Below are 20585 nucleotides of genomic sequence, written 5' to 3' on the forward strand. Positions count from 1 at the left end.
GTCTCCTTAGAACCAGATTCGCACACCTGTGACGAAGAAGAGGTCATCAACGCCCTCGCCTTCGTCGCGCGCGAAGTCTGCGGTCTCTCCCAGTTTCCGCTCCCACTCGACGCCCACATACGGCGCGAACTCGCGTGCGAACTCGTATCGGAGCCTGAGACCGAGCTCGATGTCGTTGATGCCGCTGCCGATGCCGAGCTCGCGGACCTCCTGGGCCGCGAGATTGACCTCGGCTCTGGGCTGCAGGATGAGGCGCTGCGTAATCAGCAGGTCGTACTCGGCCTCGAACCGCGCGGAGACATCACCTTCATCCGAAACGAACGCCGCGGCATCGACCTCGAACTCGTACGGCACGAGGCCCTGCAACCCTAATACCAAATGGCCGCGTTCCGGGTCGGGCCGGAAGTCGTAGCGGATGCCCGCCTGGAAATCGAACCAGGGCGTGATGGCGCGGCTCCATAGCGCCTGCACTTCGGCTTCCTCCGTCTTCTCGCCGAAGCTGCCCTCGCCTTCCGTCTTGATCCAGAGCTTGTCGATGTCGCCGCCATACCAGCCCTGCGCGTCCCAGAGATAGCCATCCCGGCCATCGTGAATTCGCGCTTCGAGCTGGTCGACCATCACTCTGTAATTCGTAGCCCCCCCTTGCTCGACACGAAGGTCCTCACGTGCTCTGGCCATGTCTGACGGATCGAACAGCATGTCAGCGGCATGCCTCGGGCCGGAGAATGCCGCCGGCGGCGGCGGAGCTTCGGGCAGCACCGGAGCGGGGCCGGCCTCCGGCCCCATACCGTGACCCCCATGCGGGTCGGCAGGGGACGCCGGAGCGGCCGGCTGCATGGTGCCCATGCCGTGGCCCGCGTGTGGATCCGTCGGGCCGGCCGGCGCGGCTGGCTGCATCGTCCCCATGTCGTGACCGGCATGCGGATCGGCCGCGGCAGGAGGAGAAGCCGGCGTCGCGGTTCCCGTGTCGTGACCGGCATGCGGGTCCGGTTGCGGCGCGGGGGCGGGCTTGGCGTTCATATCATGCCCCGCATGCGGGTCCGCAGCGGGTGCTTGCATGGGCATGGTGTGGCCGGCGTGCTGGGCGTAGGCCGGGGTTCCTACAGCCGCCGCGAGCACTGCGATCAGGAGCGCTTTCATGCCGGTCCTCCATCGAGCGGACGGACCGTGACGACGTTGAACATACCCGCATGCATGTGGAAGAGGAGATGACAGTGGAACGCCCAGTCGCCCGGGTTGTCCGCCGTCAGGTCGAAGGTGATCTTGCTTCCCGGGAGCACGTTCACGGTATGCTTCATCGGGTGGTGGCCCGGATGGCCGTTCACCACCTCGAAGAAGTGGCCGTGGAGATGGATCGGGTGCTGCATCATCGTATCGTTGACCAGCGTCACTCGAACACGCTCGTTGCGGGCGAAGCGGATCGGCTCGACGACTTCGCTGAACTGGCGCCCGTCGAACGACCACATGAACCGCTCCATGTTGCCGGTCAGGTGGATCTCCAGCGATCGTGACGGCGGACGCGGATCGGGATTGGGCTCAAGCGCGACGAGATCCGTATAGACCAGCACCTTGTGGCCGACATTCGCGAGACCGAGGCCCGGCTTTCCGACCGAGTCCTGCGGGTTCATTGCGATCATATCGACGCCAACGCCGACCTTCATATCCGGCGGCGCGAGCGATTCGTCGCGCATGTTCATGTCGCCCATACCCATGCCGGTCATGCCGCCGCTTTGGCCCATGGCAGCCATCGCGCCATGATCCATGCCGGACATTGACCCGTGGTCCATGCCGCCCATGGACCCGTGACCCATCCCCGCCATGCCCATGTCGTCCATGCCGAGCGTTGGCCTGGGGCGGAGCGGTGGCACCGCAGCGGTCATGCCCATCCGCGGCGCAAGGGTTCCGCGGCCCATGCCAGAGCGGTCGACGGATTCGGCGACGATGGTGTAAGCGCGGTCGTCCGCCGGCTCGACGATCGCGTCGTAGGTCTCGGCGACGGAGATTTGGAACTCGTCCACCTTTACAGGGCGAACGTTATTGCCGTCCGCTTGGACTATCGTTATCGGCAGGCCGGGAATCCGGACGTTAAAGACGGTCATTGCCGACGCGTTGATGACCCTCAAACGAACCCGCTCACCGGGCCGGAACAACCCGGTCCAGTTCTCCTGCGGTCCGTGGCCGTTGATGAGGTAGGTGTAGGTGGTCCCGGTGATGTCGGCGATGTCCGTGGGATCCATCCGCATCCTGTCCCACATCAGCCGTTCCGAGAGCGGCATTTGCTGCTCGGGATCGCCTGTCCGGAACAGACCCGCCACCGTCAACTGCTGGCGGTTGAAGTAGTCGCCCATCGCCTTCAGCTTCCGCAGCATCGTGTGCGGATTCATGAAGCTCCAGTCGGAGAGCACCAGAACGTGCTCGCGATCATAGGCGACGGGATCGGCCCCGGCCGGGTCGAAGATCAGTGGCCCGTAATGCCCGAGCTGCTCCTGAAGACCGGAGTGGCTGTGGTACCAGAAGGTGCCGGCATGCCGAATCGGGAACTCGTAGACGAAGGTCTCGCCCGGGCGGATGCCCGGGAAGCTCACGCCGGGAACGCCGTCCATCTGGAAAGGCAGCAACACGCCGTGCCAGTGGATCGAGGTATCCTCTTCGAGCGTGTTGGTTACGGCGATCCGGACATTCTGCCCTTCTCTGAGGCGGATCAGCGGTGCTGGGACGGTCCCGTTGATCGTCACCGCCTGGCCGGTCCGCCCCCCCACGGTGAATGGGCTGTGGCCGATCCTGAGCGCGATATCCTCGCCCGAGAGGGTCGGCATGTCCGGCTTCAGGCCGCGCGTTCCGGACTGCGCCCAGGCAGGCAGCAGGGGTGCAAATACGGCGGCTCCCCCGATGGCAGCAGTGCCCGCCAAGAAGGCGCGACGATCGAGGATGGAAGAAGATTTCCTCATGGCTAGCTCTCCATCTCTATGGCCATCTGCGCTCAGCGTCCGAAACGGATATTGCCGACCATCCCGGCCTCGTAATGGCCGGGGACATTGCAGGCGAATTCGAGATCGGCGGCCTGGGTGAACGTCCAGACGATCTCCTTCGTCTTGCCCGGCTCGACGAGAACGCTGTTCGGGTCATCGTGCTTCATCGAATGGCCGCCCATCTTGGAGTGATCCATCTTCGACATGTCGGTGTTGATGCCGGTCGCGGTCAGCATGCCGCTCTCCATCATCGCCAGCATTTCCTTCTGGTGCTCGGCGTGCATAGCCGCCGTCCCAATGTTGAACTCGTGCAGGAGCTCGCCGGTGTTCGTCAGGATGAAGCGCACGGTCTCTCCGGCCTTCACCTGAATCGTCCGGGGTTCGTAGAAATTGTCGCCCAGCTTGACCTGGATGGTGCGTGTGGCGGCGGATGCCTTGGCTGGCTCGCCGATGGCGGCGCCATGGCTATGGCCGGTATCGGCGAGCGCCAGCGTGGACATGGCCGAGAGGCCAGCCGCGAAAGAGGTGATTTGGATGAAGCGAATGCCAAAGCTGATCATGGCAAGGGTCTCCTAGAGATTCAGATATTTGCGATGTCACAGGGGGATGCGCCGCGCGGGTCTTCAGGACGGTCTGGCACAATCCCGTGCCGGTCCGGCTGCAACGTGAGGCGCAGATCTGAAGGACGGCGTGCTGGTCAGCCGGGACATCGAGTTCCGGCTTCACCTGTTGGCAAGCCTAAGCGCCTAACGCGAAGTCGCGCGGATATCTGCTAGGAGAGGTGTCGCGGAGGACGATGTGGCGGCGTGATGCCGAGCGCCCGCGCGGATGTCACCGGTGCAGGGGCGCAACGCTCGGACGTGAAGGTCGGTGTAGCGCTCGGAGCGTAGGCGGGGATTCCTGAAGCCGAGCAACCGACCACGCAGCATGATCCGGTATGGTTCGAGCCATCGTTATCGGAGTGCTGATGGTGCCCGAGCGGATGAAGCGGGGAAGTTTGGTGAGAGGCTGGAGGCTGGGACGTTACCTCCGCTGCGATGGACGCCTCTACGCCAACATGATCAAGCGTGTGCGCGGCAACATCTGGCGTCTGGGCCGCAACGAGGGCCACGAGCAGCGCCAAACACGCAAACAGACTTAACCGTATCGACCGTTTACCCATGACCCCAAGAACCTGTCGAGCCCTTTTCCATAGCGGATAGCAAGCCGGAATGCAAGATCTCCAAGCGTGTCAATGGCCCTGACCGCGCTCCGGTTGTGCCCTCTCAGGTCGTCCGTTGGCAGCTTCCATTTCCATCCGCCGGTAGTCCTCGGCCGACATGGTCGGAAGCGTCTTGACGAAGGCCACCATGGCCCAGAGCTCGTCATCGCCATGTGTAGGCCCCCAGGCCGGCATGCCCGTCATCCGGATACCGTGCTTGGCGATCCAGAACAGCTCCGCCGTGCTCCATTCCGGGACCACGTCGGCGAGCGGCGGTGGCTGCGGCCGTAGGCCTCTGCCCATCTCCGAGCGCTCCACGCCGGGCGCACCGTGGCAGGCAACGCAGGTCTCCCGGAAATGCTCGAAGCCGCGCCGGATCTGGGCCTCACTGAATTCCGCCGGTACCTGCACCTCATCAGCCTTCGCTTCGACCGATCGATGCTTGGCGGTATCCAGGATCCATCTTCCAAGGGCCGTATGGGGCTCCGTGGCCGCAACGTTGTACCAGCCGGAGTAGAGAAGGATTGTCCCTGCCACAATGAGGACGACGAGACAGAGGATGAACCCCGCGAATATCCTCATCGCTGACCTCCCGCCATGTCGCGTTCGGATCGGGTGATGTCGATCGCCTCCGCACCCTTCTCGCCCTCGAGGCAGCGCTCCTCAATCTGCACCGTCGAAAAGTAGATCTTGAAGCGCTCCTTCAGCAGATCATGGACGGTCTGCTGCACCCGGGCGCCATCCTGAGCAAAGTCGCGCACGCAGACATGACCGGAGAAGATGTTTCGTCCCGAGGTGAGGCTCCAGGCATGCACATGATGCACGTCGGTGACGCCTTCCACGTCGCGGATTGCTCCCATCGCAGCTTCTAGGTCGAGGTCCTCGGGCGTGCCCTGCAGCAGGATGTGCAGCGAATTGCGTAAGATGCTCCACGACGCCCAGAACAGCACGAGACCGAAGGCCATGCCGAGCAGCGGATCGATCGGGAGGAAGCCGGTGAAGCGGATGACCAGCGCCGAGACGATGATGATGAAGCTGCCGACGAAGGTCTGCAGGATGTGCCAGTACGCCCCCTGCATGTTGAGGTTGCCCTTCTGGCGTTTGTAGAGGAGCCAGAGCGCCACCAGCTCAGTCGCGATGCCGCCGGCGGCGGCGAACAGCATCGGGGTGGTGGCGAGCTCGATCGGCTCCATGAGGCGCATGGCGCCCATCCACAGCACGTAGGCGGCCATGCCGACCAGAAACAGGCCGTTGAAGAGCGCGCCCAGGATCTCAGCGCGGATCCAGCCGAAGGTCTGGGTGGGCGAGGCGCCGCGCTCGCCCAGACGCTGTGCTGCCAGCGCGATCAGCACGCCGCCCACCGCCGAGAAAGTATGGAAGGCATCGGACATAACGGCGACCGAGCCTGTCCATAATCCGATGCCGAGCTCGACGAGGAAGTAGATCCCGGTCAGCCAACCGGAGATCACCAGCGCCCGGCGGTCGCCACTGGCCGGCATGTGCCCGGCGTGCCCGCCGCCGTGATTCATCGCCATGATATGCTCCCGAAGATGCCGCTCATGGGTGCCTCACCGTATTCCCGCTCGCTCAGCCGAACCGGACCGCCCGCAGGCGCAATGCGTTCGCAACCACCGAAACCGAGCTGAGGCTCATCGCCGCCGCCGCGAGCGCCGGGTTCAGCGTCAGGCCGAGCACCGGATAGAGCACGCCAGCCGCGATCGGCACGCCGAGCGCGTTGTAGATGAAGGCGAAGAAGAGGTTCTGGCGGATGTTGCGCATCGTCGCGCGGCTGAGGCGATGCGCGCGCACGAGCCCCGCGAGGTCGCCACGCACCAGCGTGACGCCCGCGCTCTCGATGGCGACATCCGTGCCCGTGCCCATCGCGATGCCGACGTCGGCAGCCGCGAGCGCCGGGGCATCGTTGATGCCGTCGCCCGCCATCGCCACCTTTCGCCCCTGCGCCTTGAGCCGGGCCACGGCTGCGCTCTTCTGGTCGGGCAGCACCTCGGCCTCGACCTCATCGATACCGAGCCGGCGCGCTACCGCCTCGGCCGTCGTGCGGTTATCCCCGGTGAGCATGACGATGCGCAGGCCCTCCTCCTTCAGCGCGCGGATCGCATCGGGCGTCGTCGCCTTAATCGGATCCTGCACTGCCACGAGCCCGGCCGGCGCACCGTCCACCGCGACGAACATCACCGTCGCGCCCTCGCGCCGCAGCTCCTCCGCGCGGGCCGCCAGGGTAGCGGTAGCGATACCTAGCTCCTCCATCATACGGTGGTTGCCGAGCGCGACCGCACGCCCGTCCACGCGACCCGAAACGCCGCGGCCGGTGTGGGACGCAAAGTCTTCCGTCGGCCGGAGCGCAAGCTTGCGCTGCTCGGCCGCCCCGACGATGGCGTCGGCGAGCGGGTGCTCGCTGCCCCGCTCCAGGCTCGCCGCGAGGGCCAGCAGTTCGCCGTCGCTCAAGGCGGCTCCGGCGGGCTCGATGTAGGTGACCTCCGGCCGCCCCTCGGTGAGCGTGCCCGTCTTATCGACGATCAGCGTGTCGACCTTCCCAAAGGTCTCAAGCGCCTCCGCGTTCTTGAACAGCACGCCCGCTTGCGCGCCGCGGCCCGTGCCGACCATGATCGACATGGGCGTCGCAAGGCCGAGGGCGCACGGACAGGCGATGATCAGAACCGACACCGCGCTGATGAGCGCAAAGGCTAGCGCCGGCGGCGGGCCCCAGATCGCCCAGGCAACAAAGGCGAGCAACGCGATGACCAGCACGGCGGGCACGAACCAGCCCGCGACGAGGTCGGCGAGGCGCTGGATCGGCGCGCGGCTGCGCTGGGCTTGCGCCACCATGGCCACAATCCGCGACAGCGTGGTGTCGGAGCCGACCGCGTCGGCTCGCATGACGAAGCCGCCCGTCTGGTTGAGCGTGCCGCCGATCACCTTGTCGCCCGGACCTTTCTCGACGGGCACGGGCTCGCCCGTGATCATCGACTCGTCCACGGCGCTGCGCCCCTCCAGCAGCTCGCCGTCCACAGGCACCTTCTCGCCGGGCCGCACGCGCAGGCGGTCGCCGGCATGGACGCGGTCGAGCAGCACCTCCTCGTCGGTGCCGTCCTCCCGCACGCGCCGCGCGGTCTGCGGGGCAAGGTTCAGGAGCGCCTTGATGGCGCCGCTCGTGCTCTCGCGTGCCCTGAGCTCCAGAACCTGGCCGAGCAGGACGAGCACGACGATGATCGCCGCCGCCTCGAAGTAGAGCCCGACCTCGCCCGTCTCCGGGTCGCGGAAGGCTGCGGGAAAGAGGCCGGGCGCGAGCACCGCGATGGTACTGTAGAGGTAGGCCGCGCCCGTGCCGATCGCGATCAGCGTGAACATGTTGAGGTTGCGGCTGCGGATCGAGGCCCAGCCGCGCTCGAAGAAGGGCCAGCCCGCCCACAGCACCACCGGCGTGCCGAGCGCGAGCTGAAGCCAAGCGTTCAGCCGGCCCGGAATCCAGGCGCGCGGATCGAGCCCGAGCATGTGTCCCATCGCCAGCACCAGCAGCGGCAGCGAGAGCACCAGTCCCACCCAGAAGCGGCGGCGGAAGTCGACCAGCTCGGGGTTCGGTCCCGTCTCGGCCTCGATGGTCGTCGGCTCCAGCGCCATGCCGCAGATCGGGCAGTTGCCCGGCGCGTCCTGCACGATCTCGGGGTGCATGGGGCAGGTGTACTGCGTTCGGCGGACGGGCAACGGGCTCTCGGGTTCCAGCGCCATGCCGCATTTGGGGCATGTCCCCGGCCCCTCCTGCCGCACCTCCGGGTGCATGGGGCAGGTGTAGATCGCGCCCGGCATGGCCGGGGCCGGCACGGGCTGCCGCCCTTCGATATAGGCCTGCGGGTCCGCCTCGAACCTCTCACGGCAGCGCGCCGAGCAGAAGTGGTAGATGCGCCCGTCGTACGTGGTTCGGTGCTTGCTGGTCTGCGGGTCGACGTTCATGCCGCAGACGGGGTCCTTCACCGCGCTCTCGTGGAGCCCGCCGCCCGCCAATTCCTTCTCCTTGTCGTGATCGCCGTGGCAATGGCCCTGCGCAGCGGGCTCCGTCGGCTCGGTCGGCGCGAGGTAGCGCGCAGGCTCGGCCTCGAACCTCTCGCGGCACCGTGCGGAGCAGAAATGATAGGTTTTGCCTTCATGGACCGTACGGTGCTTGCTCGTGCGCGTGTCCACGCGCATGCCGCAGACGGGATCCGTGACCGTCTCAGCCCGATTTAGCGGTTCGCCGGCAGCCATGGCGCGGCTCCTCCCCGAATGGTGGCTCCGGACGGCTGCTGCGCCGTTTGCTCGGCCATTGCAACGCTCCAGAATCCAGGAATCGACGGGCGGGGCCGCCCGATCCCACCCGCGGCTCAATCGCAAGCCGAACGGCTGCGGCTTAGGCAGCCATGCTGCGCGCGGCTTCCTGACAGGCCTGCTCGCAGCGGCGGCACGCCTCAGCGCAGAGCCGGCAGTGCTCGTGCTGGCCAGCGTGGCGCTCGCACTCCTCACCACAGATACGGCAAGCGGTGGCGCAGGTCTCAAGCATGCCGCGGATCACCTGCTCGTTGGAGCCGGTGCGCCGCGTGGCAACGGCGCCCGTCGCGGCGCAAACGTCCGCGCAGTCCTGATTGAGACGGATGCACTGCGTGAGCTGCTGTACCATCTGCTCGCCGAGGCAAGCGTCCGCGCAGGCTGTGCAGGCTTGTGCGCAGGCGTAGCACTCCTCCACGCAGCGGATCAGGGCATCATTGGTATTGCCTTGCACATGGGGGTGCGTGCGAATCATCTCTTGTGCATGCATGCTGTGGTCTCCTGTCATTCTGCGATCGGGATGGGGTGAACTCAGCGCTGACCCCGTCGCTGCTGCACGCCCGTAAATTCAAGCTTTGAATCAATCAGACGCTAATCACACAACTCCCTCAGGGTATGTTTGTTCCGAAAATCTAAAATAAAAATGCAGAATCGCTATGTTTAAATATGAAAACGAAGGCGCACTCGGAATATCAACTCCGAGACTATACTGAATTATTTTCTTCTTTACTGTAACTATGTTTCGCCAATCTGCGTCACGGCGCCACCCGAGCGCCGATGCGATCGGGAATTGTCACGCTGCCGGGGAATCTGCGATCTGCGGAATGATCCGGCTCAGGCGATGTCGACAGGTCTAGGAGGGAATGGATCGGGCGCGGTCTTGAGGCCGGCGCGATATGCGTCCGCCGGCGAAATCGCCTGCGCCGCATACGGCGTAAGAGGCAGCGGACCTGCGGGCAGGACGGCCGCCATCGCGGAGCAGGCCTTGGCGCAGGCAACGATAGCCGCGGCTTTTCTGGAGTGATGGTCAGTCGGGCAGTCGTCTAGCAAAGACTGCCCCGCGGACGTTCCCAACGCCATGGCGCCGATTGCGCTCGCGTGCACGCCATGTATCTCGTGCACCGGCAGCCCCGAGGCAAAGGCGACGATGACGATCAGCACACACCAACGGCGGAACGCTAGCGATCGCATTCTTCTGATGTAGAAGGCCGCCTCTGCGTGGACAACCCGGGGCCACATTTCATCGACATCCACGGCGGTTGGAGGATTCCGCCACGATGACGTGGCGGTCCTATCGATTCCGGACAATACGGGCACCAACCACCACCTCTGGGAGAACGTCGAAACGGCCGTTTGGTCGCCAGATTCTATTTGCGGACGGCTCTCGGCCCTGCGGATTGCCAGGGGGGCACAGCGTCGACCAGTACATTTACGTTTTCGCCCCCGCGTACCTCTTTTCCGGTTGCTTGTACCTCCTTGTCCGGCTTCCGGTGCGGCGCTCCGCCGCGCAACTCGGAGGTGGCGATCCATCGAGCAGAGGCCTATATGACTGTCATGAGGCGTAATCCTCTTCTGCGCCGCGTCGTCGGAATACTTGCGATGGCGGCCATCCTTCTTAGCTTGCCGCTCCATGCCGGCATGGCGATGTCCGCGCCAGCGGGCACGGGAGCGGTCGAAGCGATGCTTCCAGCAGGCGAGGGCGCAATGCCGTCTTGCGACGGCTGTGGTGATGCCGGCGAAATGCCAATGATGACGGCTGTCGGCTGTGTCGCCCTTTGCGGCGGAGCCTTTGTCGCGATACCCGCGACGGTCGGCACATCCGAGCTGTTTGCACCGGCAACCCACGCGGTCCCCCTGGTTTGCCTGGCGGCCGGCATTGCCGGCCCGCCCGATCCCTACCCTCCCCGACCCTTCTCCCGCGCCTGAGTCGCGACGGCCCGCTGACTACGGGTCGCCGACACGTAGCGTGACGTCCCCGGAGCGCTCGCAGCGCCGGGACCGTGAGGTGGCCACCCCGATCCGGCTCGTCCAAGCCGGCGGTGGCGACGGGAGCGAGGAGAAGTGAACACCATAGCGTTGCCTGGATCGGCGCTGAGCCGCCGATCGGTTCTATTGGGTGCCGGCGCAACCGCGCTCGCCCCCATCCTGCCGAGGATTGGTGCGGCTGCAGTGACCGAGCGGACCCAGCGGGAGGTCAAGCTTGCCGCCGCGCCGGGTCGCGTGCGGCTGGTCCCGCCGCCTCACCCCGAGACCGCGGTCTGGGGCTACAACGGCGCCGTCCCCGGTCCGGAGATCCGCGTCCGCCAGGGCGAGCGACTGCGCGTGCTCGTCGAGAACGGGCTCGATGAAGGAACGACCGTGCACTGGCACGGCGTGCGTCTGCCGAACGCCATGGACGGTGTACCGCACCTGACACAGAAGCCGATCGGGCCGGGTGAGACCTTCACCTATGCGTTCGACGTGCCGGATGCCGGCACCTACTGGTACCATCCGCACCAGCGCAGCTTCGAGCAGGTCGGCCGCGGCCTCTACGGCGCCCTGATCGTCGAGGAGCGCGAGCCGGTCCGGGTGGACCGGGACGTCACCTGGCTTCTCGGTGACTGGCGGCTGCTCGAGGACGCCTCGATCAGCGGCGACTTCGGCAACCGCCACGACATGAGCCACGCCGGGCGGATCGGCAACACCGTCACGATCAACGGGCAAATCCTTGAGCGCTTCCCGGTCCGAGCCGGGGAACGCATACGGCTGCGCCTGATCAATGCGGCGACCGCGCGCATCTTCGGGCTGGAGTTCCAGGGTCACCGCCCGTGGGTGATCGCGCTCGATGGTCAGCCCGTGGCACCCCACGAACCGCAGGGCGGTCGCGTCGTCCTCGGTCCGGCGATGCGCGCCGACGTCGTCCTCGACATGGCGGGCGAGCCCGGGGACCGCTTCACGGTCGCAGACACGTTCTACGAAGGCCTCGAATACCGCCTCGTCGATCTCGCTTATATCGACGCGCCGCCCCTGCGCGAGCACCTGCTCGATGCGGCCATAGCGCTGCCACCGAATCCTCTCCCCGAGCCCGACGTGAGCGCCGCCGAGCGACACGAGATCGTCTTCGGCGGCGGCATGATGGGCATGATGTCGAGCGCCATGGTCGGCGGCGAGCGCATGGACATGCGCGCGATGATGCGGCGGGGGCTCGCCTGGACCGTGAACGGCGTCTCGGCCACAGGGCACGTGCATGATCCGGCCGTGACGCTGACGCGGGGGCGATCCTACGTCTTCGATCTGCGTAACGAGACCGCCTGGTGGCACCCGATCCACCTGCACGGCCACGCGTTCCGCGTGATCGCCCGCAACGGCGCACCGACCCGTTACCGGGAATGGCAGGACACGGTCCTGTGTGCGCCGCGCGAGCGCGTCGAGATCGCCTTCGTCGCCGACAACCCCGGCGACTGGATGCTCCACTGCCACGTCCTCGTTCACCAGGCCGGCGGGATGATGAGCACGATCCGCGTGGCCTGATCGCAACCCTTTCGATGGAGAACCGACGATGCGCTTCCTCAATACCCTTCCCCTGCTGCTCGGCCTGGCACTCGCGAGCCCGGCGTTCGCTGGCGCGACACCCGCGCACAAAGCAACCCTCTACAAGAATCCGCAGTGCGGCTGCTGCGAAGAGCACGCGAAATATCTGCGCCAGAACGGCTTTGAGGTGAAGGTGGTGGCGACGCACGACCTGCCGCTGATCAAGCGGCAACACGGCGTCCCCGAGGGTCTCGAGGGCTGCCACACGATCCTCATCGGCGGCTATGTGGTCGAGGGGCACGTGCCGGCGAACACCCTGAACAAGCTCCTCGCCGAGAGACCGGCCATCAAGGGTGTGTCGCTGCCGGGCATGCCGATGGGTTCGCCCGGCATGAGCGGGCCGAAGACCGAGCCGTTCACAATCTACGGGTTCGGCGACGAGCCGACCGAGGTCTACGCCGTCGAATGATGGAGGTAGAACGCCGGGCAAGGATGCGCTCGCCCGCCGGCCTCGCTCTGGGCGCCGCCGTCATCGGCCTTACGGCCCTGGTCGGGTGGATTCTTTGGCCATCGACGACCACGGGGCGCGCCGACCCCGACGACCCGCGCCAAGTGGCGCTCGGCGAGACGATCTACCAGCGGTATTGCGCGAGCTGCCACGGCGCCCGGTTGGAAGGCCAACCGAACTGGCGCGCCCGCAAACCGGACGGTCGTCTGCCGGCACCGCCGCACGACGCAACAGGCCATACTTGGCACCACCCGGACGAGCAGCTGTTCCGGATCACGAAATCGGGGCTCGGACCGCCGCTCGCTCCCTCGGGATATGAGAGCGACATGCCGGCCTTCGGCGGCACCCTGACCGACGAACAGATCTGGGCCGTCCTCGCCTTCATTAAGAGTCAATGGCCGGCGGCGATACAAGCCCGCCAGACCCGCCTAAACGGAGCGCACCGATGATGGACTGCATGATGGGCGGTGGCACGATGATGTGGGGCATGGGCCTCGTCGGCCTGCTCGTGATCGTAGTCCTCGTGCTCGCGGCCGCGGCGCTCCTCAAGTACCTGGTCTCGGGTAGAGGGCGCCGCGGGGATTCGGACCGATGACGGCCCGTCAGGCGCTCGACCGGGAGACGCGGGCAAGTGTCGGTTCACCGGAGCCGATAATCCGGCGCCGGCGCCCCGCCTTCCTGGCGCCGATCGCGATCTTCGTGGCCCTGGCCGTGGCGCTCGCCTACGGCCTAACGCGTGATCCGCGGGAGATCCCCTCGGCCCTGATCGGCGAGCCCGTGCCCGAATTCAGCCTGCCGCCGGTGCCAAGATACGGCCCTGGCCTGTCGAGCGCTGACCTCAAGGGCGAGGTCTCGCTGGTCAACGTCTTCGCCTCGTGGTGCACCGCCTGCCGTTACGAGCACCCGCTGTTCATGCGGCTCAAGGAAGAGGGCGTCGTGCCGATCCACGGCCTGAACTACAAGGACGCGCCCGAGGACGCGGCAGCATGGCTCGACGAGCTGGGCGCCCCCTACACGCGGACCGGGGCTGACCGCGACGGCCGTGTAGCGATCGAGTGGGGCGTCTATGGCGTTCCCGAAACCTTCGTCATCGACCAGGAGGGGCGGATCGCCTTCAAGCAGGTCGGCCCGGTTACGGCCGAGGTCCTTGAGACCGAGATCCTCCCCCTGGTCCGGGAGCTGCGGCGATGAAGACGGCGCTGATCGCAGCAGCAACGTCCCTCCTCGTGTTCTCGGCTGTGGCCGTTGGCCTCTACTGGTACCAGGAACGACCTATGTCCGCGTCGCCTCCTTCCGTCACGACTGGTGTCTCCTCTCCGCAGGCGAGCTTCGCGTTCACACTGCTAGAGGAACCGCGTCCACTGCCTGCGGTCGACTTCATTGACGGGGACGGGCGCACCATGACGCTGGCCGATTTCCGCGGCAAGGTCGTGCTCCTCAATATTTGGGCGACTTGGTGCGTCCCCTGCCGGGAAGAGATGCCGACCTTGGATCGCCTCCAAGCCGAGCTGGGCGGACCTGAATTTCAGGTCGTGGCCCTGTCGATCGACCGGGCGGGTCTCGACATCGTCCGCGCGTTCTATGACGAGACCGGAATCAAACACCTCGCCATGTATCTCGACAGCTCCGGCAAAGCGTCACGGGAGCTAGGCACGGTCGGGCTGCCGACGACTCTGCTGGTCGACCGCGAGGGCCGCGAGCTCGGCCGGCTGGTCGGCCCCGCGGAATGGGACAGCCCAGAGGTGGTGGCGTTCATCCGCGGGCATCTGGAACGGAAGACCGGGTCACGAGTGCTCCCAAGGACGGCCCGAACTGCCAGCCCTCGCCTTCCAGACGCGCAGTCCCTCGCCGCGGCGCACATCGCGACCGGCCAGACCTCGGCCCCTCAATGAAGGAAGCCCCTCATGCTCAACCGGAATAGGTCAGGAGAAAGCTCATGAAAACATCGGAGACGGCAAGCCCATCGGAAACGCCGCTGAGCCAGGACCTGCTTCACGCGGCGCGGTACTACCTGGGCGACCGGAAGAGCCTGATCGCCCTAGCGGTCGTGATCGCCATCACGGGCGCGGCCCTGAACTGGAGCTGGCTCGTGGCGGCCGGCTTTGTACCCCTGCTCCTGGGCGCACTCCCTTGCCTCGCTATGTGCGCCCTCGGCCTGTGCATGAACCAGATGGCAGGCAAATCCTGCTCCGCCGGGACGAACGCCGCAAAGAGCGCCGCGCCGGGCGAGCCTCCCTCACCCCAAGTTCTTCCGGCCACTGCCGCCAAGGTGGAACGCATCGAACCGATCCACGATACGCCGGCCCGGCCGGGCGACATAACCGCCGCCGATGGGAAGACGGCGGACTTCGTGCAAATCCCAACCCCAGACGAAAGGAGATGACATGCGTCCGAATCTTAAAAGCCTTCTCGCGGCCTCGACCCTGCTTGCCGGGCTCGTCGCTGCGCCCGCCCTTTACGCCCAGAACGAGCCCGCCGCCCCGCAGAGCCCAATGCTGGGCCAAGGCGGCACGCAAGGCGGCCCAGGCATGATGGGCCAAGGCGGCATGATGCAGGGTGGCCAAGGCATGATGAACATGATGGGCCAGATGAGCGAGATGATGGAGACCTGCAACGAGATGATGAAAGGCATGATGGCGAACCGCGGTTCGCAGCGGCCGGACGAGCAGTTGCAGGACCGCGAACCGGGGCAGCCGGAGAACAGAGGCTGACCAGGGACAGGATCGGCCGTCGGCCGGGCGTACAACGCCCGCCGGCGGTCCGTCCGCTGCTCCAGGATCAGGGATATGGAAATGAAGGGTATCCAGGCATTCGTTCTGGGCCTCGCATTGGCGGTAACGGCGACGTCGCTCGGCGCGGCCCACACGCTGGAGGAGCTCCAGGAGCAACTCGGCGAGCGGGAGGTCTATTTCCAGCCGATCGACCGCGAAGCCCCGAGTTTCCGGCTTGAAAATCCGGACGGTCGGGAGGTCGGCCTCGAAGATCTCCGCGGCAAGGTGGTCGTTCTGCACTTCATCTATACGAGCTGCCCAGACGTCTGCCCGCTCCATGCCGAGCGCATCGCCGAGATTCAGGCGATGATCAATCAGACGCCGATGCGGGATCTGGTCCAGTTCGTCACGATCACGACAGACCCGGAGAGCGACACGGCCGAGATCATGCGTGCATACGGCCAGGCACACGGCCTCGATCCGGTGAACTGGGTCTTCCTCACCAGCGGGCCGGACGAGCCGGAGGCGACGCGCGCCCTGGCGGAACGCTTCGGGCACAAGTTCACCAAGACCGAGGACGGCTATCAGATCCATGGCGTCGTGACGCACGTTATCGACGGCGAGGGTCGCTGGCGGGCCAACTTCCACGGGCTGAAGTTCGACCCGACGAGCCTCGTCGTCTTCGTGAACGCCCTGACCAACGTCAATACGCCCCACGGGCATCGCGAGCAGAGTCTCTGGGACAAAGTGCGCGCGCCGTTCTGACCCCGGCATCTCCAACGCTCGATCAAGCCGGATGGTAGCCGGGCGGGAGACGCAGAGCCCATGAAGTGCCGGCACGGTGCACCTTCGGAAGGGTTGTCACCGTTAGGAATCTGGAGGCGAGCCGCAGGTAACCGGTCCGATGCGTGGAAAGGCAGGAGGATCATGACGGAGAAGAGGGATACGGCCATCGTCACCGGCAGCAGCGGCTTCATTGGCCGGGCGATCGTGGCCCGGCTCGCCGAGCGCTACAATGTTGTCGGGCTCGATCTGCACGAGCCTGCAGAGCTGCCACCCTCCGCGACCTTCGAGCGGATCGACCTCACCTCCGACGACAGTGTCCACGAAGCGCTGGCGCGGGTACGCGAGCGCGCCGGCGCCCGGATCGCCTCGGTCATCCACCTCGCGGCGTACTTCAATCTCACGGGCGAGCCGGACCCAAAGTACGAGGCGATCACAGTGCGCGGCACCGAGCGGCTGCTGCGCGAGGTGCAATCCTTCGAGGTGGAGCAGTTCGTCTTCGCCAGCACCATGCTCGTGCACGCGGCGGGCGAACCCGGCGAGCAGATCGACGAGGAGCGGCCGCTCGACCCGAAGCTGCCTTATCGCGCCTCGAAGATCGAGACGGAGCGGCTGATCCACGAGCAGCGTGGCCGGATCCCGGTCGTCTATCTTCGTCCGGCCGGCGTCTATGACGACAGCTGCCATAACCCCTTCCTCGCCCGCCAGATCGCCCGCATCTACGAGCGTAACCCGAAGGGCCACGTCTATCCCGGAGACCTCCGAACGGGGCAGTCGTTTCTGCACCTCGACGATCTGGTGAACGCCGTCTCTCGGGCGGTCGAATGCCGGTCCCGGCTCCCGCCCGAGTTGCCACTCCTGCTCGGCGAACCGGACGTGACGGGCTACGGCGAGCTACAGAACGAGATCGGCCGGCTCACCCACGGCGAGGACTGGGAGACACGGGAGGTACCGAAGCCGCTCGCCAAGGCCGGGGCTTGGATCGAGGAGGACGTGCTCGGCGAGGATCCGTTCATCCGGTCCTGGATGGTCGACATCGCCGACGACCATTACGCCCTCGACATCACCCGCGCCCGGACCCTGCTCGGCTGGGAAACGAAGCACAATCTTCGTGCCGCATTGCCGAAGATGATCGGGGCGCTCAAGGACGATCCGGTCGGCTGGTACAAGGCGAACAAGCTGAATGCCGCCAAGGTGGTGGGCGGCGGCGGCGCCAAGGCGCCCGAGGAAGAGCATGGCGCCGGCCACGAGAAGCACATGCACGAGCACATGGACGCGATGGCGGCCATGCGGATGCGGATGCTCTGGGTGCATTTCGCGGTGATCGGGCTTGGTGCCTGGCTCCTGACCAGCCCCTTCCAGTTCGCGCTGTTCGATCCGGCCGCGGCGCAAGCCGTCCGCGATGTCACGCACGAGCGAAACCTGTGGGACCCGGCGCTGCGCAACACGCTCACCGGCTGGAGCGACATCATCAGTGGTCTGCTCCTGATGCTGTTCGGTGCGCTCGCTCTCAATCCCCGCTTCAAGTGGGCGCAGTGGGGCACGACCTGCATCGGCCTGTGGCTGCTGTTCGCGCCCTTGCTGTTCTGGACCCCGAGCGCCGCCGCCTACATGAATGATACGGCCGTGGGCGCGCTGGCGATCACCTTCTCCGTGCTCGTGCCGATGATGCCGGGCATGAGCCACGAAGGGATGATGGACGAGGGCATTGTACCGCCGGGCTGGAGCTACTCGCCTTCGAGCTGGCTGCAACGCGTGCCAATCATCACGCTGGGCTTCTTCGGCTTCCTGATCGCGCGCTATCTCGCCGCCTACCAGTTCGGCCATATCGACGCGGTGTGGGACCCGATCTTCCCGGGCCGGGAGACCCTGAACGGCACCGAGGACATTGTCACCTCGGACGTGTCGAAGGCGTTTCCGATCTCCGATGCGGGTCTCGGCGCGGTCGCCTACATGCTGGAGACGCTGATGGGCGCCATGGGCTCGGCCAAGCGCTGGCGCACCATGCCATGGATGGTGACCTTCTTCTTCATCCTCGTGGTCCCGCTCGGCGCCGTCAGCATCGGCTTCATCATCATTCAGCCGATCATGATCGGCACCTATTGCACGCTGTGCCTGGTCCAGGCGTTCGCCATGCTGGTCATGATCCCGCTGGCCATCGACGAGGTGGTCGCCATGGGCCAGTACATGGCCCGCAGCATGCGCGCCGGACGGCCATTCATCCGCACCTTCCTCCAGGGCGGCCCGGATGTGGACGATCGGCCGGATCGGAACCCCGATTTCGGCGCGTCGGTGCCGGCCCAGGCCCGTTCAGCCGTCCTGGGCGTCACCATGCCTTGGACGCTGGTCGCAAGCTGCGTGATTGGCGCCTGGCTAATGCTCTCCCGCCTGGTCTTCGACACGCACGGGCTGGTGGCCGACAGCGATCATCTGCTGGGTGCGATGATCATCACGGTCGCGGTCATCGCCATGGCCGAGGTCGTGCGGCCCCTGCGCTTCCTCAACGTGCTGTTTGGCATCTGGCTGATTGCGGCTCCGTGGCTGCTGGCCGACGGCCCGTCCGCGCAAGGCGCCTGGAACGATATCATCGCGGGCGCCGTCGTGATCGCCCTCAGCCTGCCGCGCGGCCGGCGCAGCGAGGAGCACTATGGCTCGTGGGATCGATATGTCGTCTGACGCGCAATCGAGGCTCGGCCCTACAGCCGGGCAACATGCCGGGCCGATATCGGAAGCGGATGTACGGCAGCCTCTCGCAACGCCCGCCAAGCAGGCATCGGGTTTCTGGCACGCCGTGCTGCGCCGCTATCTTGCTTTCGTCGCCGTCGCGAGCTTGGCCTGGGAGTTTCTGCACCTGCCGCTCTACACGATCTGGACGGAGGGCAACACGCAAGAGCTGATCTTCACCGCCGTGCATTGCGCCGGGGGCGACGTGCTGATCGCCGGCGCCGCTCTCGTCCTGGCATTGCTTTTGGTCGGGAATCCTGGCTGGCCGGCTCGGGGGTTTGGGCGAGTCGCGGCGCTCACAGTGGCCTTTGGCGTGGCCTATACGATCTTCAGCGAATGGCTGAATATCGTCGTGCGGGAAACTTGGGCCTATTCCGACCTGATGCCGGTCATTCCCGTCATCGATGCCGGCCTGTCGCCGATCGCCCAATGGGTTCTCATCCCAGTCGTCGGATTCTGGTGGGCGCGCCGGGTCGTCCTGCCGACGGACAGCCGGCAGAGGGTCCCGGCATGATCGGGTTGGGCGGCTCTCTGCGCCGTTTCGTCGACACGCGGAGGTGAATGTGGCGATGTTCGGCTTCCTCCTGAACTATCCCTGGGAGTTCCTGCAGGCGCCCCTCTATCAAGGAATGGCCGACGCTCCGCATTGGCAGGCCGTGAAGACCTGCACGCGCGCAGCATTGGGCGATGCAGTGATTCTTGTGGTGGCTTTCTGGGGAATCGCAGCAACGGCAGGGTCAAGGCGATGGGTTCTGAGACCGCGCCTCGGCCAAGTCACCGGCTTCGGCGGGATCGGGCTCGCGATCACCATGGTGGTCGAGCACTTGGCGACCGGCCCGTTGGATCAGTGGGACTACGCGGAGGCGATGCCGATGATTCCGCTTCTGGGCATCGGAGTCGCGCCGCTGCTCCAGTGGGTCCTTCTGCCGCCGCTCGCGGCGTGGTTCGTTCGGCGTCAATTGACATGAGTGGCCTAAAGGCGCCGCACATCGCTCGCAGGAGATCGGATTCAGTGTGACGTCTGATATTTCGAACCTAAGCATGCTCGCCGTCTTCGCCGCGGGGATCGTCTCCTTCCTCTCACCCTGTGTGCTCCCGCTGGTTCCGGGTTACCTGTCCTACATAACGGGCCAGTCGCTGAACGCCGGCGAAGCCCGGGAGGGCCTCCACGGCAAACTGGCGCCTCTGTGGCTCAGCATGTTTTTCGTTCTCGGCTTTTCTACGGTGTTCGTCGCCCTCGGAGCGAGCGCCACGGCGATTAGCCGATGGCTGCTGGCCTACAGATATGAGGCCAATATCCTTGGTGGCGCCATCGTCATGCTCTTTGGCCTTTTCACGACGGGTCTCGTGAACGTCGGCTGGTTACAGCGCGACCTGCGATTCCATCCCGACATGGCAGGCGGGCGTCCCATTCCGGCATACATCCTGGGCGTGGCGTTCGCCTTCGGCTGGACGCCCTGCATCGGGCCGATTCTGGGTGCCATCCTGACCGTCAGCGCCATGTCGTCGGCGGTCTCGAACGGCGTCGCCCTGCTTGGCGTGTACTCGCTCGGGCTCGGGCTTCCGTTCATAGTCTCGGCGCTCTTCACCGACCGGATACTCAGTCGTTTGAAGGCAATGCGACGCACCGGGCGGATCCTCCAGATCGGCGCGGGCGCAGTCATGGTGCTGATGGGGATCGCGATGATCACGGGAAAGCTGTCCGAATTCTCCTATTGGCTGCTCGACACCTTCCCAGGTCTGGCGCGCATCGGGTGACCAGCGGTGATCCCGTCGGAGCGGCGTACCAAGACAGTCGCCGATTTCGGGCCAGCTCATGGATACCGACAGGGGGTTCGGCTTCTGTCCGCGACGAGCGGCAT

Annotated in this window: 21 protein-coding genes; 13 read left to right on the forward strand and 8 right to left on the reverse strand. The window is 65.9% G+C overall.

The genetic code is table 11. The annotated features are described in order from the left end of the window. Positions 1–6 precede the first annotated feature (6 nt). From E4P09_RS26725 to E4P09_RS14720, 8 genes are all read right to left on the reverse strand, one after another. On the reverse strand, positions 7–1140 hold the full coding sequence (locus tag E4P09_RS26725; protein ID WP_137390400.1) for a copper resistance protein B: 1134 nt from the start codon (positions 1138–1140) through the stop codon (positions 7–9). Continuing rightward, positions 1137–2948, reverse strand: coding sequence for a copper resistance system multicopper oxidase (locus tag E4P09_RS14690; RefSeq protein ID WP_137390401.1), 1812 nt, complete (start codon positions 2946–2948; stop codon positions 1137–1139). Before E4P09_RS14690 ends, E4P09_RS26725 begins: the two co-directional genes overlap by 4 nt. A gap of 32 nt (positions 2949–2980) precedes the next feature. After that, complete coding sequence (locus tag E4P09_RS14695) at positions 2981–3529, reverse strand: cupredoxin domain-containing protein (protein ID WP_137390402.1); 549 nt, start codon at positions 3527–3529, stop codon at positions 2981–2983. 671 nt (positions 3530–4200) lie between these two features. After that, positions 4201–4752: a c-type cytochrome gene (locus tag E4P09_RS14700; protein ID WP_137390403.1), complete on the reverse strand. Its 552-nt coding sequence runs from the start codon at positions 4750–4752 to the stop codon at positions 4201–4203. Further along, positions 4749–5705, reverse strand: coding sequence for a cation diffusion facilitator family transporter (locus E4P09_RS14705; protein WP_170984452.1), 957 nt, complete (start codon positions 5703–5705; stop codon positions 4749–4751). Before E4P09_RS14705 ends, E4P09_RS14700 begins: the two co-directional genes overlap by 4 nt. Before the next feature lie 52 nt (positions 5706–5757). Continuing rightward, positions 5758–8373, reverse strand: a complete 2616-nt coding sequence (locus E4P09_RS14710; RefSeq protein ID WP_428977724.1) for a heavy metal translocating P-type ATPase — start codon at positions 8371–8373, stop codon at positions 5758–5760. Positions 8374–8572: 199 nt separating this feature from the next. Next, positions 8573–8977 (reverse strand): four-helix bundle copper-binding protein, encoded by a 405-nt coding sequence (locus E4P09_RS14715; RefSeq protein WP_137390405.1) that lies wholly within the window; start codon positions 8975–8977, stop codon positions 8573–8575. Positions 8978–9321: 344 nt separating this feature from the next. Further along, on the reverse strand, positions 9322–9648 hold the full coding sequence (locus E4P09_RS14720; protein ID WP_137390406.1) for a hypothetical protein: 327 nt from the start codon (positions 9646–9648) through the stop codon (positions 9322–9324). Between the two features lie 909 nt (positions 9649–10557). Between E4P09_RS14720 and E4P09_RS14725 the strand changes: the two genes are divergently transcribed. The 13 genes from E4P09_RS14725 (at position 10558) to E4P09_RS14780 (ending at position 20481) form a co-directional block, all read left to right on the forward strand. Further along, the gene (locus E4P09_RS14725; protein ID WP_428977725.1) at positions 10558–11997 is read left to right on the forward strand and encodes a multicopper oxidase family protein; all 1440 of its coding nucleotides are present in this window, start codon (positions 10558–10560) and stop codon (positions 11995–11997) included. 28 nt (positions 11998–12025) lie between these two features. Continuing rightward, positions 12026–12466, forward strand: a complete 441-nt coding sequence (locus E4P09_RS14730; RefSeq protein WP_137390407.1) for a DUF411 domain-containing protein — start codon at positions 12026–12028, stop codon at positions 12464–12466. After that, a complete protein-coding gene (locus tag E4P09_RS14735) occupies positions 12463–12954 on the forward strand; it encodes a c-type cytochrome (protein ID WP_239025206.1) in 492 nt (163 codons plus the stop codon). The genes E4P09_RS14730 and E4P09_RS14735 overlap by 4 nt, the downstream gene beginning before the upstream one ends. Continuing rightward, positions 12951–13100: a hypothetical protein gene (locus tag E4P09_RS26020; RefSeq protein ID WP_170984453.1), complete on the forward strand. Its 150-nt coding sequence runs from the start codon at positions 12951–12953 to the stop codon at positions 13098–13100. The genes E4P09_RS14735 and E4P09_RS26020 overlap by 4 nt, the downstream gene beginning before the upstream one ends. Next, on the forward strand, positions 13097–13696 hold the full coding sequence (locus E4P09_RS14740) for a DsbE family thiol:disulfide interchange protein (protein WP_137390408.1): 600 nt from the start codon (positions 13097–13099) through the stop codon (positions 13694–13696). Before E4P09_RS26020 ends, E4P09_RS14740 begins: the two co-directional genes overlap by 4 nt. After that, positions 13693–14397: a TlpA family protein disulfide reductase gene (locus E4P09_RS14745; RefSeq protein WP_137390409.1), complete on the forward strand. Its 705-nt coding sequence runs from the start codon at positions 13693–13695 to the stop codon at positions 14395–14397. Before E4P09_RS14740 ends, E4P09_RS14745 begins: the two co-directional genes overlap by 4 nt. A 44-nt stretch (positions 14398–14441) precedes the next feature. Continuing rightward, complete coding sequence (locus E4P09_RS26560; protein ID WP_170984442.1) at positions 14442–14888, forward strand: hypothetical protein; 447 nt, start codon at positions 14442–14444, stop codon at positions 14886–14888. Between the two features lies 1 nt (position 14889). Next, positions 14890–15216, forward strand: coding sequence for a hypothetical protein (locus E4P09_RS14755; RefSeq protein WP_137390410.1), 327 nt, complete (start codon positions 14890–14892; stop codon positions 15214–15216). A 75-nt stretch (positions 15217–15291) separates the two neighbouring features. Beyond that, complete coding sequence (locus E4P09_RS14760; RefSeq protein ID WP_239025207.1) at positions 15292–15981, forward strand: SCO family protein; 690 nt, start codon at positions 15292–15294, stop codon at positions 15979–15981. Positions 15982–16143: 162 nt separating this feature from the next. After that, the gene (locus E4P09_RS14765) at positions 16144–18675 is read left to right on the forward strand and encodes an NAD-dependent epimerase/dehydratase family protein (RefSeq protein WP_137390411.1); all 2532 of its coding nucleotides are present in this window, start codon (positions 16144–16146) and stop codon (positions 18673–18675) included. After that, on the forward strand, positions 18665–19237 hold the full coding sequence (locus tag E4P09_RS14770) for a hypothetical protein (protein ID WP_239025208.1): 573 nt from the start codon (positions 18665–18667) through the stop codon (positions 19235–19237). The genes E4P09_RS14765 and E4P09_RS14770 overlap by 11 nt, the downstream gene beginning before the upstream one ends. Positions 19238–19286: 49 nt before the next feature. Beyond that, positions 19287–19691, forward strand: coding sequence for a hypothetical protein (locus tag E4P09_RS14775; RefSeq protein ID WP_205042134.1), 405 nt, complete (start codon positions 19287–19289; stop codon positions 19689–19691). 46 nt (positions 19692–19737) lie between these two features. Beyond that, a complete protein-coding gene (locus E4P09_RS14780; protein ID WP_239025209.1) occupies positions 19738–20481 on the forward strand; it encodes a cytochrome c biogenesis CcdA family protein in 744 nt (247 codons plus the stop codon). Positions 20482–20585 lie beyond the last annotated feature (104 nt).

Source organism: Rhodoligotrophos defluvii (assembly GCF_005281615.1).
GTDB classification, from domain to species: Bacteria; Pseudomonadota; Alphaproteobacteria; order Rhizobiales; family Im1; genus Rhodoligotrophos; species Rhodoligotrophos defluvii.

Excerpts from the sequence above, each read along its gene's own strand:
- E4P09_RS26725 (WP_137390400.1), bottom strand. The coding sequence starts at position 1,140 with ATGAAAGCGCTCCTGATCGCAGTGCTCGCGGCGGCTGTAGGAACCCCG.
- E4P09_RS14690 (WP_137390401.1), bottom strand. The coding sequence starts at position 2,948 with ATGAGGAAATCTTCTTCCATCCTCGATCGTCGCGCCTTCTTGGCGGGC.
- E4P09_RS14695 (WP_137390402.1), bottom strand. The coding sequence starts at position 3,529 with ATGATCAGCTTTGGCATTCGCTTCATCCAAATCACCTCTTTCGCGGCT.
- E4P09_RS14700 (WP_137390403.1), bottom strand. The coding sequence starts at position 4,752 with ATGAGGATATTCGCGGGGTTCATCCTCTGTCTCGTCGTCCTCATTGTG.
- E4P09_RS14705 (WP_170984452.1), bottom strand. The coding sequence starts at position 5,705 with ATGGCGATGAATCACGGCGGCGGGCACGCCGGGCACATGCCGGCCAGT.
- E4P09_RS14710 (WP_428977724.1), bottom strand. The coding sequence starts at position 8,373 with ATGCGCGTGGACACGCGCACGAGCAAGCACCGTACGGTCCATGAAGGC.
- E4P09_RS14715 (WP_137390405.1), bottom strand. The coding sequence starts at position 8,977 with ATGCATGCACAAGAGATGATTCGCACGCACCCCCATGTGCAAGGCAAT.
- E4P09_RS14730 (WP_137390407.1), top strand. The coding sequence starts at position 12,026 with ATGCGCTTCCTCAATACCCTTCCCCTGCTGCTCGGCCTGGCACTCGCG.
- E4P09_RS14735 (WP_239025206.1), top strand. The coding sequence starts at position 12,463 with ATGATGGAGGTAGAACGCCGGGCAAGGATGCGCTCGCCCGCCGGCCTC.
- E4P09_RS26020 (WP_170984453.1), top strand. The coding sequence starts at position 12,951 with ATGATGGACTGCATGATGGGCGGTGGCACGATGATGTGGGGCATGGGC.
- E4P09_RS14740 (WP_137390408.1), top strand. The coding sequence starts at position 13,097 with ATGACGGCCCGTCAGGCGCTCGACCGGGAGACGCGGGCAAGTGTCGGT.
- E4P09_RS14745 (WP_137390409.1), top strand. The coding sequence starts at position 13,693 with ATGAAGACGGCGCTGATCGCAGCAGCAACGTCCCTCCTCGTGTTCTCG.
- E4P09_RS26560 (WP_170984442.1), top strand. The coding sequence starts at position 14,442 with ATGAAAACATCGGAGACGGCAAGCCCATCGGAAACGCCGCTGAGCCAG.
- E4P09_RS14755 (WP_137390410.1), top strand. The coding sequence starts at position 14,890 with ATGCGTCCGAATCTTAAAAGCCTTCTCGCGGCCTCGACCCTGCTTGCC.
- E4P09_RS14760 (WP_239025207.1), top strand. The coding sequence starts at position 15,292 with ATGGAAATGAAGGGTATCCAGGCATTCGTTCTGGGCCTCGCATTGGCG.
- E4P09_RS14765 (WP_137390411.1), top strand. The coding sequence starts at position 16,144 with ATGACGGAGAAGAGGGATACGGCCATCGTCACCGGCAGCAGCGGCTTC.
- E4P09_RS14770 (WP_239025208.1), top strand. The coding sequence starts at position 18,665 with ATGTCGTCTGACGCGCAATCGAGGCTCGGCCCTACAGCCGGGCAACAT.